The organism is Mesotoga sp. UBA5825 (genome assembly GCF_002432955.1).
Classification (GTDB): domain Bacteria; phylum Thermotogota; class Thermotogae; order Petrotogales; family Kosmotogaceae; genus Mesotoga.
The window spans coordinates 1-14,535 of the sequence record NZ_DJHG01000010.1 but is presented as its reverse complement, the minus strand read 5'-3'; the positions used below and the strand labels follow the sequence as shown (position 1 = coordinate 14,535).

Below are 14,535 nucleotides of genomic sequence, written 5' to 3'. Positions count from 1 at the left end.
AAGGTTCTCATCGTTAGACTTTCCGGGAATGAAGGTTTCAATTGCGCGGACAGTGTCCCCTCAATTTGCAGATTGATGCTTAACAAGTCGTGTGATGATAATGCTCAGAGCTACTAGGTTCCCCTTCTCAGATCAGAAGCAAAGAGTTCTAGTACTTTTGCAGATGGATAGCTTGAGAGGGAGGCTATTCCGTTGGCCAGTTCAATTGGATATATTGCCCCCTCAAAACGATTACTAATAATGCTCGGAAGTGTGGCCATAATCCTTTCGAACCCTATCAAATCGTTCTCTTTTGGATCACTCAAATAGTCACCAGTGGGAATATTGAGAACCATTTTATGATAGTTGTTGAACTTATAAAAGATTTTGGCTCCATAATTTGTATCCTTTCCATAAGGAGCTCCTGTTTCACTTCTACCTTGAATTTCTCTAATGATGTATGAACTTGAAGGAATGAATGCGTGGCCAGCCTCTATAGAAGGAGAAATCATATCGAAATGGTCTCTAAACGCACCGGTCTTTTCTTGGCCAAGAATATTGACTACTATTCCGCATGATCTTGCTTGAGACAAAAAGCGTCGAATTGGTTGAACCAGCTTTGAATACTGAGCTCTAATAGAAAGGGGACCATCCTTAATGAAAAGGGAGTCTTCTAGAACAGATTTGTTTCTATCCCAAAGAAGCCTCACTCCTGTGAGCATGAGCAAAGTTTCATGGATAATCATGTACGTTCCGATAATTGAATCGCGTGCAATATCTTGATTCATATCTTGATGAAACCCCAGACAGTCAGTAATGAATATCTCTCTCCCACACATAGGACATGGACCAACTTCAGCATCATATTCAAGCGTCGCCCTTGGACCATGACAGTGCGGGCATTCAAAGAACTCAAGTTGCTTCTTTGTATCTGCCCATTTTTCATACAAGAGCCACTTCAAGGTCTCCAAAACCTCTCCCTCTAGGGTTTGCTTTAGTGATTTAAACACAATTGATCTAATCGCATCATAGATATTCAGTCCTTCATAAGAAATGTTTCGCAAAGGGAAAGCTGTATAGTGATAAATCGCAGATTTCTTCATTAAGCTCTCAAGTTCAAATGGGTTTGGGTAGTTTTTATCAATCTTCTTGAGACTTCTAAAATCGATACGAAGCATTGCGGTTTTTATGAAAGCGTATCTCTTGAATGGCCATTTGCCTTTCTCCTCTATAATCTGCATAGAGCCATCGATACCATAGATCATTGGTATTAGGGATGTACTACCAAGATCAGAGACAGATATAATGGGCATGTCTCTTTGAGAGTAATCTTCTGATTCTTCGTTAAGACCTAGATCTTCCACAATCTTGCGAACAAACTCGCTTTTGGTCAAATCAATATGACCGATCTTGCTTGCGTGTTCCGCTGGGAGTCTCTGACCTTTCTCATATGGCATTGGAATCACCTTCTTCATTCAGGCCGAACTTGTTCGCCTGAACAGAAATCACAAATCGATTTGANNGACGAGTAAGCACTCTAACGTAACCCGGGCTCTTTGCTCGAAGAATATCTTCCTTTAGATCTTCATAGGCTGAATTGACTTTTGACAAAGCGTTCACTTCATCACGTGACGAGATATGAGCTACAAAGAAGTTTTCGGTTTGTGCTAGTAGTTCCTTACTCACTGAAGAAGGTGATTGTGTTGAATAGACCATTCCAATGTGATACTTAGCCCCTTCCTTAGCAAATCGGTGATAAACATCAGTGGTATCAGAAGAACTCACTGGGAAGAGTGTGTGCGCTTCTTCGAAATACAATTGGATGTATGATTTTCCCAGAGAGTTCTCAGTGAATTTTTTGACTTGATTGTGAAATACTGATTGTGACATTCTCTTCGAATAGTATTTTAATACCTTCTCGTTGGCGTTTCCGAGATCAAGTATGACTGTTTCTCCTCTGTCAAGAAGATCTACTACTTCATCAAATGTCTTTGAAGCATTCTTATCATGGTAGATTCTATATGCTTTGAGCATTTCCGGACCGGATCCTGACAGCGGTTTCAGGAATTTAAGGAGAGCAATGTCATTTGCATCAAAAAGAGGATTATTGCTAGAACTTACGAGTTCTTTCTGTGCGTTTATCGCGTCCGCTGCCAATTCGTATTCTCTTTGCATTTCTTGAAGGGTTGAGGGGGGCTCCGGGAGATCCGTCTCATGTTTAGCGTGGATTATTGCCCTTACTTCTTTGTTTATGCATGGATTAAAGCCATTCACACGGGAAGCACGGGGAGCAATCTTCTTCAATTCGTTTTCGTCAATATCAAAGCCAGCTTTATTGAGAATCGCCCAGAAAATCTGAAGCTTTCGTATTGCTCTCATTTTCTCGTTTATCTCTTGTATGAGTTCAATAGTTTCTAATGACGGTACTTCGACTCCTGTGAATGATTTGACATAGATTGCCGTCCTGCCATCTTCTTCAAGAAGACTCCTGAGAATCTCTATCGACTGTTCAGGCTGCTCATAGAAGTTTAGCCTCAAAGACTTAGAAGGTGTTCCTTCTTTTCTTGACAGCGCGTAAACGTGACATCTATCTGCATATATCGACCTCAAAGATACATTGCCATCTTGCGGATTGTCGTTCGCGTATTCTCCGTCGGCATCAAAGATCAGCTGACCAACTCTAGTTCTTGCGTGATCAAATATTGTTTTAGAATGCCTATTGAAGTCTTCATCTGAAAGGCACGATCTTAGAGCTTCTTCAAAGCAAGATCTACCTTTATACTCCTTATTCTTAATTGAATTGAGCTTGTCAAGGAGTTCTTGAGGTACTTTAGATGGATTTGCTTTTAGCATGTGAATACAAGTGTCATCGATAATGAACTCGGTCTTGTTTTCATCAGTGGCTTCCAAAATGCTCTGTGCTATCAACTTCACAATGTTGCTTTTTCCAAGGCGAGTCTTGCCAAACATAGCCGTTCTAGTCCCCATGAAGTCACTTGCTGAGATTAGTACATCGACGTTTTCAGACACCCGTTCTCCAACGGTTAGCCTGCACTCTGTGAGCCTCAATTTACCTATTTTCGAGCGATTCTTCACTGGTACTGATGAGTTTATGATAATGTCCAGCAACTTTTCATCTGGAGCGTATATCCTATATCTGTCTGCGCTGACGAAGTTGTTGATATCGCTCGAGAATTCAACTGTCTTGTAATCATCAGGATTTACATAGAACATGCCCAGGACAGCTGTATCTAGTGCCCCCCACTGAAGCTCATTTCTTGTCCAAATATCGAGTTCGGGCATTGATTTCTTCTGAAGTTCAAAATACGTTTGCTGAACCTCCATTGAAAGCGGTGTATCTGCCGCTTCTAGAACTCTCAGAAGCGTGAAATGAGGCGGCAACTCCTCATGATTTGAGGGAATCATAACTAGAAGCGAATTTCTAGGAATTCCTCCAACGTTTATCTTGAAAGGATCACAAGTTGTTATTCTAATTTTGTCGTAAGCAATGTTCAGAGCATATCCAACCAAACGCATCTTTTCGAAGGTTTCTGAGGATGCGTATTTCTTCTCCTTATCAAGAAACTCCCTTAAGGCAGAAAGTGGATTTTGGCTTTCTTTGGATAACTCTAGAAGATCTGAAACATTGGTGGCCATGCTACCCCCCCTTAATGAAGTTTGTCATTATCACTTCTTTCATCGTTTCCAATCTTTCCTCTCTGTCTGATTCCAAGACTGATAAGTCGAGCACCAAGAGATGAAGGTCCTGATACAGTTCAATTATTTCTGATGATCCTGAGTTGGTGATTGCCCACTTCACTCCTCTACTTGAGGCTTTCTTCAGGCACCGCACCAATCGAATTTGATCGGCAAATGAGAAGCACATATATCCATAGTGATCGTTGCGCATCTCACTTTCACCCGGCTGATAAGGAGGATCCAGGAATATGTAATCCCCTTCATTGGCAGAATTGATAATCTGTTCAAAGTCTGATGTAAGCAGCCGCTTTCCCTTAAGAAGCTTCGAAATCATAACTAGATCATGTTCTGTGATAATCCATCTCCTATCTTCACCACCGTAACCCACGTTGAATCTCCCTTTGCTGTTATAGCGCCACATACCTTTGAAACAAGTCCTATTTAGATAAAGCGTTCTTGCGGCCCTTGTTATCAGATCTGCTTTGATAAGCTCTTTGCTTCTTACATCGTAATAGGTTTTCTTACCTTCAGGAAAACTCTTATACTTCTGCCAGACTGCTTTAGGATCTTTTTTGACGCCTCGATAGAGATCCATAAGATCTCCGCTTAAGTCTGATAGAGTAGCCTTTTTCGGCCTTATATGAAAGAAGACTGTTCCACCCCCCAAAAAAGGCTCGAAATACCGACCTTTAATCTCGTCACTTGTTGGCAAAAGATCGAAAAAGCGTTTGACTTTTTTCTTCTTTCCTCCTGGATATCTCAAGAATACCGGGGTGACAAAATTTCTCACTGTTAATCCTCTTCCTCAGCCAAGAAATCTAGATTGGTTTTTCTTGTATTGAAAGAATGACTCCTCACTTCGCTTTCTGATACGATAGAATAGGTCATTTCATTTTCAATGGCAAATTGTTCAGCTGCCTCTTTTTTGGCCTGCACAACAGCATCATCAATCATGTTATCTGCCTTGACTTCAAGAATAGACCAGCCATCATCGCCCTTTTTGACAAGGAAGTCAGGATAATAGTGTCTGACCATCTTTGACTCAGGATCGATGTAGCTTATATAGAACTCCGTCTGACCATGTGTTAGCATGCCGGTGAAGTAAAGCTTTTCGATGTCGCTGCTTTTTAGAAGATCGATAAACAGTTCCATTTCAGGTTTTGAATCAAAGCAATAGGTATCAAGATGAAAGCTTTTGCAAGAAAAATCCTTATAGTTACAAAGAAAAATTGTCTTTTCCGGATCTCCAGAAATCTCGTAATAACCAGACTCTGGTTCTTTCACTAGAAAAACTTTCCCCGGTTCCTTTTCTTCTCTCTCAGTTATCTTGTAGATCGATCTGAAGATCTTGGGAATTACGTGATCGTACAAAATTTCGTTATACTCATTCACACACTCAAGAATCTTTTCCAATTCTTCTTCAGCTCTTTCCAGAATTCTCTCTACTATTAAGCACGAAATGTTAAGATATCTCGCAATCTCCGCAACCAAAGTAGTTCTCGAAAACTTCCTCTTTTCTCTGATAGATGTTATATCTTCAGTAGACTCAGTCTGCTTGTCCAGGTCTTTGCCCATCTTCACATCTTCGATTGTTCTTGCTAGAATTTTGTACTTGTCTGTGGATACCTTATCGAAATCAAAAGTGATCTTCTCAGGCTCCTTTATCTCCTCAATGTCAAAAGTCTTTTTCACTCTAGTTATCTTGATTTCAATCGGAGGTTTTGTAACCGAAATCTTGAAAAGCTTTTTCTCTTTCCCTTTCGCATTCTCAAGCTCATTTACGCTCATCCTGAAGTTGCTATCTAGTTCTGCCTTAAGTATCTCTGCATTCTCACAGGAAAGATAAATGGATGCCGTCTGCTGGATTTTATCTATAGATCTAAGGCAACGCATAGTCGCTTGTAGCACAAAAATCGTCGAATCAGGTTTTCTAAAGAGTGCTACTGCAAATAGGGAGCGGCAGTTCCAACCTTCCTTACCCTTATTCACAAGCAAGATGAACTGCTTTTCTGATTTGGGAGTATCTAAACCATTGAATTCTCTAATAGAATCATTGTCTGATCTTTCGTGATTTACAAGAATCTTCTCTGAGGAAATGCCAAGATCATCCAACACTTGTTCTAATGAAGGCTTCAGATTATCTTCCAGATCTTCGATTGTGGGAGCAAAGAAAGCAATCTTTGGTAGCATATTTTCATGACGATTCTCACCATATTCTCCCCAGAAATCGCTTATAACATCTTTGACAAACTCATCACTTCGAATATTGCTATATGTTTTGAGCCTTACTCTTTTCAGATACTCATTTTCAATTGCGTCTTTCAAACCGTAGCCATAAACGACTTCAGGTAGAATGGTCTTCTTGACATACGGCGTTCCTGTGTAGTTATAACAGGCAACAACACGCGACCCAGAGCGCTTTAGATTGTTCGCCATTTCATCGATTGTCAGTTTCAGACTTGTTTTTGTTCTATTCAACCCCAGATCTCTTGCAAGCTGACTACCAAAGACATGATGAGCCTCGTCAACATATATGCCAAGTTGAGGAAGCCGGTTCAACTTGTAGAATCTGTTATTTGCTATCAGATCTTTATCGTCTTCAGGCTCTTCGTTTGGAAGAACGTCGGCAGCTTCGGCTAATACTCCTGCTGAACTTGATATGTACTTAAAGAGCCTTTCTCCAGCTGTTTTCTCCTTATGCTCTTTCTTCAGAATGACTTTCTGGTTGTTTGTGATCACGATATTGAAGTCCGATCCATCAACAGTATTGAGATCTGTCTTTGTGTCTTCTAGGAAGAAATACTTGATATTAGAGTTCAGAAAATTTACATACTCTGCTGGTACCACCTTTGTCTTGTCAAAAGTTTGTATTTCCTCAAGCGAAGAAAGCACTGTTTTGTCTGGCGCAAATACAAGTGCATTATGGCAGTATAATGGATCTTTTGGCAACTTGTGAGCGAGTACGAACTCATAGAAGATACACATTGCCATTAGAATCGTCTTTCCCGTTCCCATAGTGAGTGCAAAGATGTAATTTGCATAGTCGCTGGCTGAACCAAATTCTCTTATCGTTTCGAAGATTTGATTGTAATTGTCTCTTATCATCTCATCCAGCATGTTCATCTGGCCAATCTGAACGTTATTCGCTCCTTGCTCGCGTAGTTCAAATATGTCGCTCCTATCGTACCATGCCTTGAAAATGTTGCTCATCTTGAGGTTCTTGAGTCCTTCTTTCAGGAAAACATACATCTCAAAAGCTTCATATTGAGGTGTTCTTAGAAAGCGATCCGGATTCTCAGGACCATTGAACTGAAGAAATTTCTTTGTCGGTCCTTGATACTTGGAAATGATAGTCTTTCTATTCTTCTGATAAAACATCCACAGATGTTTGAAAAACGTGAAGTCCATTGTGACCTGCTTCTTAGCCATTATATATCTCACCTTCATAAGCCTCAGAAAGTAGATCAACTATCTTTATTTTGATATTTCTTGCTCCCTCAGGAACATCATATTGGCCTGAAACAAGCTTCTTATCTTCTGGTATATCTATCACAGCGGGTTTCATCGTTTCTCCATCATAATCCCAGTCAATATATACAGCATCAACAAGTTCTCGCCAATCTTCGATATCTTCCTTGAACATGCTGATTTTCTGAAGAAGATTCATTGGATAGAAGCTTCTGATTACAAGTTTACCCTCTTCAATTTTAATGTCTGCCTCTGAATCACGTTCGAAGCATAGATCTTCTCTGTCTCTCAGAATATCTAGAACCTTGACATCTATGTTGTATCCAGTTTCTTTGACAAACTTGGCAGAAATATCCGGTTCATGCCCCATGCAGACAAGAGTTATTTGATCGACTGGTGAATGCGGGTGGTCTTTCTTCTTCTTCTCATAACTCTTGTAGTCAAGATTGCGTGCCAGGTTTATAACATCTTCTTGTGCAGCAATTCGATTGACAGGCATAATTTTGACTTTTCTACCATCTTTTTCACCATCAAAGATAGAGTTATTGTGGAGTTTCTGTATTTCGAGTGCTTCCATTAGAAGTTCTTTAGCCTGAACGGGATTGCGAAAAATATCGTAGTTGTTTACACTATATACTTGAAAGCTCGTGAAATAGGTGGCAGTTTCATCAAATCTTAGTTGCCCGAATTCGACATCATTCTTTGCTTTCAATAGTCTTTGTGTGGTTGTTTGAACAGAGCCCATATTGATATCTACTCCGATGAAGCGTCTTCCTAGCTTCAAAGCAACTGCTGGTACCGTTCCTGATCCCATAAAGCAATCAAGTACTATATCACCTTCGTTCGAAGATGCTAAAATTAGTTTGTACAAAAGCTCTTCTGGTTTCTGTGTTGGATATTCTGTTCTGTTGTGTGAAGCTTGATTTTCTATTGGAATGTGAAAATAGTCCGAAGGTACTTTTCCAGGTCTCAAATAGTCTCTCACAACCAATTCGGGATGTGTAATTTCCCAGGAAGTGTCTACATCCTTTGCACTTTGAATAGGACTTCCCTTTACATTCCTTCCGTTAAGTCTATATTTACCATTTTCATCTTCAAGACGGTATTTTGCGATAGTTTCCTCAGAAAGTGCCTCCAAAACAGTTTCTTCTGACCAATTAAAAACAGGGGGATCATCTTTCTTGTAGAGAAGTAGATCGTTGTGACATCTCTTCCATGAGGATTTTCTAGAACTCCTTGTATCAAATGTCCAGACAAGAGAATTCAGAAATGAAGATTCTCCGAATATCTCATCCATTAGACATCTTAGGTGATGAACTTTCCTATAATCGCAGTGAAGGTATATGCACCCATTTTCAGAAAGCAGTTCTCGCATAACGATTAACCTTTCATACATAAACTGAAGATACTCATCATTTGTCCAGATGTCCGTGTATTGCTTTTCTTCAAAGGAATTGTAGTCGTTTTTGATCTCTTTCCCTCTGAGTTCTACTTTCTTTTTGTAATCAGCTTTTGAGTCAAATGGTGGATCAATATATATAAGCTGTATCTTTCCACGATAATCCTTGAGAAGGTGACTGAGGACTTGAAGATTGTCACCCCAATACAGCTTGTTCATCCAGTCATTCACAGGTTCCCCAAAACTCTCTTTCAGCTGGGCTGGATAAAAGTGAGTTGACTTGAAAGGTCTCTTTCCGCGCCACTGTAACATTGGCCGACCTTGTAATGGCTCGAATTCGTACTTTTCATTATCAGTCGCATGCATTTGAATATCAATGTCGAGTTTTTGTTGATTGTTCTCCAAGGTAAGTTCCTCCTATCCCCTTCGGTCACAATAGTGTCGCATATCACAGTTTGAGCACTGCTTGATTGGCCTTGTTTCAATTGAGAACTTCAATGATTCTATGTTATCGACGACGTTATTAACTTGATCGATTGTGCGGTTTATCGAAGATTGATCGTTTCTGAAAGAAATTATCGGACTGCCATCGCTTTCGCCAGTGTAGTAGAGCAGCATACCGCTTACTTTGAGCCCGGTCTTTTGTTCGACAACATGAGCATAGATCTCCAGTTGCCTTCTATACTGATCAATTCTGTCTCTTTCGTCTTGAAGGTCCGGCTTTTTCTCGGCCTTGAAATCGATTATCTGCACAGTATCACCAGTACCGGCAATAAGATCCACCTTCCCCTTAAGGATATAGGCTTCCTTCACAAGCGATACATCGACTTCTGCTTCTCGAATATCCGACCAATCGCCTCGCTTTCTCTCAAAGTACTTTAGAACTTGCTCAAGAGCAACTCTCTGTGTTTCCGGCGCAAGATACACTCTTTCTTTTGTGCTCAGACTCCTGTAATTACTGCTGAACCATTTTTCAATAATATCTCTGTCTAGCAGTTGCGTTTCATCGCGAAGAACTGCTTTGTGGATATCTTCTATTGTCTCATGAACAAGATTTCCAAACAGAATGGGGTTAGCCCTCACTGGCTCGAAACCAAGGTATTTTGTGAACATATACTGCCTTGGACAGGCCTCATAGTTCAGTATGTGAGTAGTGTACGAGTACTCTCTCTTGATCGAAGTCTCTTTTATAGAATGCAAAGAAAGCAGCTTGAAGTCAAAAGAGTCATCTCGCCAGTAGGGAATACTCTCATATAGTGACACGAACTGCGCAGATGGTACTTTTCGACGCCCGTTTCCGGGTAAAACTTCTTGACACGTCAGAACCAAGAGATCCTGCGCACGTGAGAAGGCCGTAAAAAACTGTCTCCTGAAGTCGAAATATTTGGTCTCTTTGATTGGCTCGAAAGGTGGTCTTGAATAATAACCAGATTGGAGCAACTCATCTAAGTCCGTGTAATTCTTTCTTGGCGAGGCTCCAAGCGAACCTACAATAACCACAGGAAACTCAAGGCCCTTTGACTGATGAATTGTCATGAATGAAACGCACCCACTCGGAGCATAGTCGAAGTCATCTTCATACTCGTCCAAGCCACCTTCTTTGAGGAAATATAGGTACTTATCGAAAAAATCAATGATGGTCTTGTCTATGAATCTAGAAGATAATACCTTTATGTTGTGAAGATACTCGAATTTCACAAGAAGCTGGGAGAAAAGAGCGATGTTTCTCGCAGGTCTGCTGTCTATGATGCCAGATACAAGATTCTCATGAAGAAACTCGCTAAAGAGGGGAAACTGTAGCAGCTCGTAGAAGAGTGCTGAGAAGCCATAGTTCGTTGTGCCGAAATTGCTTCTGTGATACTTCAGTTTATTCTTGCACCACGTAAGTAGTTCTGCATTCTCATTTAGCCTGAGCTTTTCAACAAACAGACGGAAACAGTCATCAAGATAGGCCCAAATGGGATTCGTATATGAGCTGTCCTTAGATCTGATTGTTTCATACCAGGCGAAGAGATAGTAGAATGCGCCGATAAGGAGCTTGAACTCTTCTCTATCAAAGATCAGATTTGATCGCGGAGAATAGACATTCACACCTTTTTCTTCGAGAAAACTTGCTAAAGCAATTACTTGTGGGTTCTTAACAGACTGAAAAAGAAAGACAATTTGATTCCAGTTGTCTATCACCCCAGTTCTCTTGAGTTGCTGGAGAAAGTCAAGAATTTCCTCGTGCCAGGGGCTTCCAGAATCTGTACCGGCCACTTTTACTACAGTCTGATTGTTGGCAAAGACACCTTCACGAGGGGAGATTGTCTTTTCGAAGCGAAACCTTTTTCCTTCATATTCCCATTGTTGTTCGCTCATCCAACGGTTGTAGAAGTCAATTATCTTGGGATGAGAGCGATAGTTTTCATTGAGAACAACTAGCTTGCACTTGCCAGGATCAAAGTTCCGTTGAAATTCAAGGATATTCCTTACGGTCGCACCGCGAAATCGATACAGGCTTTGATCTTCATCTCCAACCACGCATATGTTGTGCCTTTCTCCAGAAATAAGTAAGAAGATCTTCTCTTGGATGGTATTTGTGTCTTGGTATTCGTCAATCATAAGGTAGGAAATCTTCTTTCGAAGATTCTTCAGAACATTATCGTGAGTAGTGAGTAGCTGATATGTCTCATACTGAATATTTGAGAAATCAAGTGCGTTCTCCTCACGCAAGTATTGGCGGTACAGATTGAGACAGACTCCTAGTGTCTGCAATTTTTGATCATCTGATTCTAGAAGGTTCTGCGAGTCGACAAGCTCTTCCGTCAGTTTGTTCATCAAGCCAGCAATTTCGACAGCATTAAGCCACCAGTTTCCACTTCTAAGTATCGAGTCTATTCCTGAAAGATTTCGAAAACTGTGGATTCGCTGATATATGAAGTAATATTGGCCAAACTGATCAAGAATTGTGTAGTTTCTCTTAAGTCTCGTGAATTCGAGGTTCTCATCTACTATGCGACTGCAAATTGAGTGAATTGTCCCGAGATACATTTCGTTGACGTTGAAGTTTATTTGCTCCTCATATAGACGCTGCGACACCCTCGAAAGAAGCTCTGAGGAGGCTTTCTCAGTGAAGGTCGATAGAAGTATTCGGTCTGGATCAACGCGTCTTTCCTTTACAATGTGGACAGTCCTTTCAACTAGAGTAAAAGTCTTTCCAGACCCGGGACCCGCAATTACTAGCAAAGGTCCGTCGAGTGTTTCGATTGCTTTTTTCTGTTGTGAGCTTGCATTTTGCACTTCTTTGCCTCCTGGAAACAAAGCTATCGATTTCTCTTGCTAGTGGTATTCTATAAGAAAGATCACTGAAATAATAGATCAATAAGCGTAATAACATTATACAAATTTCCGAAACGAATTCAAAATGATTACCTAACACGAATCTCTCAAGCTGTGATGATGTATGAAAGTCCAATGGAACTCTGGAAATGACACATAACTAGCATGTCTTGTTTGAGGCAAATAACCTGATATATATTCAAGTGTCAAATGTTGCTTTCTGCTGTAAATTAGCCGAATCGCTTTCTAAGAACACGGCCCAGCGGAAATATTTCCGCGCTTCACGCACCTCTGCAGTTTGCTCTGAGCCGAATGTGAATCTAAGTAATTGTCAAAGATGCACTTTTCAAAGAGATGATCGTGAACTCAATTCAGGTGTCNNTCTTTCAAAGTTTCGGTATAAGATATGTGATATGTCCTTCTTCGTCGATTCCAAATTCTATTAAGCACTAGATGATAAGTGCTACACAGAATCAATTCGATGAGAAATTGGGACCTCTTGATCCTTTTCGTTGTTGACCTACTGCTGTACTCGGTCGCAACGAATCTTAATAAGCAACAAAGCGCAAATACTCAACAAGGCAATTGCAATTGTTAAACCAATTTGAACAATATATTTTACAGCTCTCTGAATATTAGAACATTTCTGCTTTCTCAAGTCGAATCACCTCAAATCAAACAGCTTCTTCTATTGGAATTCTCCTTGTATTTCATTCTTACGAGATTCCTTGTTGTGCTTCAAGCTTCGATACTATTGCGGGTCAATGTAGATTTAGGCGGCCTGCAAACGCTGCACGGCTCATAGCCAAGGTAAACAGCTTCCGAAAGCCTAATCGGAATTCTGCTTTCAAGCAAATACTGGCAGTGATATTGTTGATACTTCTCCCCGGTGTTTGTTATGTACACGATCGGGTTATACGGTGGTTCTGCCGTTACACTGGCGAATCCCTTTTCAGACCACAAGCCTCTCTTGTCAAGTCCTGCCTGTCTTCCGGATTCAATGAATACCTCCATGTAGGAACCGTTGAAGGGATGTCTCGTGTAAGCATGTGCGTATCCGTTTGCCACTACGAGCAGATTGAAAAGAACATAACGAGTCTCGCCTTCATATGTTGCGGGGAGCCAGACATAAGCCAGGAACCTTCCGCAAGTGTCTTTTGGCAATTCATCATAAGTCAGGAGTACTCTTCAGTCTTCAAGCAGTAGTCTGGCGAAGTCGGACGCCTGGATCCGAATCTTTCTACGGACTGATGGCGATGGCTGCTGTCGGGAGAATCGATGCCAATTAAACGGATGACTTCGATCAGATTCAGGTACTTGTGCCGGATAACTGTGAGTGAGTATGTCACCATCTATGATGCTTGACACGATGGCCTCGTTATGATCGGCTGCCTCGTCGAACCGGTCAAGGAATTCCTCACAGTAGCTCAGTTCCAAACCAACGATTTTCAATGAGGTTGGCGTCAGGGCAAGAGAAAAAGTACCGATAAGCGGAACCAGAACAAGCAAGATTCTTTTCTTAAGGCCTCCTTGTATCTTCATTGACTTCCTTCAGAAGGCTCTGCATACTCCCAAGTGCCGTCTGGGTAGAGTATCACATCACTTCCTTCTTCTGTAATGGCTGTTATAAAGTCTTCCTCAACTACGCTAATAGAGGGAAGCTTCAATTCAGGCGGTTTGCAGACGCGGCAAGGAATGTATCCCCTCCTGGCTGCTTCTGATAGGACAATAGGTATCTTGCTGTTCTCGAGGAAGCGGCAGCTTTCGATGTGGTATTTATCTCCGGTGCTTGTTATGTAAACAATAGGGTCATACTCAGGCAGCAAGATGCTGTCTGGCTTTTCTTCCTTCCATAAACCAAACCGTCCGAGTCTGGCAAGCCTTTCAGCTTCGATGAAGATTCCCATGTAGTTCTCATCGAAAACATATCTAGTATATGCATGGCCGTAACCGCTAGAAATGAGAAGAAGGTTAAACAGGATGTTATATGTCTCTCCCTCGTACTCTGCAGGAAGCCACACGTAAGCCAGGAGTCTTCCGTAAGTATCAGTGGGATTCCAGTCGTAGGAAAGGAGGACATTCTCATCTTCCAGTATTGCTTTCGCGAAATTAGAGGCTTCAATAGCGAAATGCTCGACACTTTTTTCGGGATGAACGCTTTCCGGTGTATCCACTCCTATCAGCCTTACTTTTTCAAGAGCATCCGGTGTTATCCCTCTTTTCAAGGTGATCGTGTCACCGTCGACGATAGACCAGACGACGGCTTCATCGTACTCCTGGATGCTGTCAAATAGAATAAGATGCTCTTCAAAATAAGTAGCGGTTATGTCGCCGAAGCGAAGGGTAATTGGAGTCATGGCAAGAACGGCTGCCGATGCAGCTAACAGAAGGAGAAGCAGGATTCTCTTCATAGTGATCCCCCTTATTCTCGTTCTCGATTCCCCATAATAAAAAGCCGCATCCAGATAGATTATAGATGAGTTTGCACTGAAAACAAAACCCGGCTTTGAAGCCGGGCTAAAAAAGAAGGTGAAATACAGTGCGTTTGTTTGTATTCGAGTCGCTTAGAAACATTGTGTTTCTCAATCGCTATCTGCAAATAGCTATTACTTTACCAGCACCTTCATCGCAGTCTTCCAAAGTCCCCTGTTCAGGAACATGACGACTAG

The 14,535-nt window shown here is 41.3% G+C and carries 8 protein-coding genes; all 8 read right to left on the bottom strand.

Annotation, left to right across the window (positions count from 1 at the left end; translation table 11 throughout):
• Window positions 1-113: 113 nt before the first annotated feature.
• The 8 genes from B3N33_RS00435 to B3N33_RS00400 all read right to left on the bottom strand — a co-directional run bounded on the left by B3N33_RS00435 (window position 114) and on the right by B3N33_RS00400 (window position 14,277).
• A complete protein-coding gene (locus B3N33_RS00435; RefSeq protein WP_292591788.1) occupies window positions 114-1,436 on the bottom strand; it encodes a hypothetical protein in 1,323 nt (440 codons plus the stop codon).
• Between the two features lie 2,201 nt (window positions 1,437-3,637).
• The gene (locus tag B3N33_RS00430; RefSeq protein ID WP_292591787.1) at window positions 3,638-4,468 is read right to left on the bottom strand and encodes a DNA adenine methylase; all 831 of its coding nucleotides are present in this window, start codon (window positions 4,466-4,468) and stop codon (window positions 3,638-3,640) included.
• A gap of 2 nt (window positions 4,469-4,470) precedes the next feature.
• Window positions 4,471-7,107, bottom strand: a complete 2,637-nt coding sequence (locus tag B3N33_RS00425) for a TnsA endonuclease N-terminal domain-containing protein (RefSeq protein WP_292591785.1) — start codon at window positions 7,105-7,107, stop codon at window positions 4,471-4,473.
• Window positions 7,100-8,950, bottom strand: a complete 1,851-nt coding sequence (locus B3N33_RS00420; protein WP_292591784.1) for a site-specific DNA-methyltransferase — start codon at window positions 8,948-8,950, stop codon at window positions 7,100-7,102. The genes B3N33_RS00425 and B3N33_RS00420 overlap by 8 nt, the downstream gene beginning before the upstream one ends.
• Window positions 8,951-8,962: 12 nt before the next feature.
• Entirely contained in the window at window positions 8,963-11,827 is a 2,865-nt protein-coding gene (locus B3N33_RS00415; RefSeq protein ID WP_292591782.1) for an ATP-dependent helicase, read from the bottom strand.
• 777 nt (window positions 11,828-12,604) lie between these two features.
• Window positions 12,605-13,030: a thermonuclease family protein gene (locus B3N33_RS00410; RefSeq protein WP_292591780.1), complete on the bottom strand. Its 426-nt coding sequence runs from the start codon at window positions 13,028-13,030 to the stop codon at window positions 12,605-12,607.
• Window positions 13,031-13,054: 24 nt separating this feature from the next.
• Window positions 13,055-13,408: a hypothetical protein gene (locus B3N33_RS00405; RefSeq protein ID WP_292591778.1), complete on the bottom strand. Its 354-nt coding sequence runs from the start codon at window positions 13,406-13,408 to the stop codon at window positions 13,055-13,057.
• Window positions 13,405-14,277, bottom strand: a complete 873-nt coding sequence (locus B3N33_RS00400; protein WP_292591776.1) for a thermonuclease family protein — start codon at window positions 14,275-14,277, stop codon at window positions 13,405-13,407. Before B3N33_RS00400 ends, B3N33_RS00405 begins: the two co-directional genes overlap by 4 nt.
• Between the last annotated feature and the right edge of the window lie 258 nt (window positions 14,278-14,535).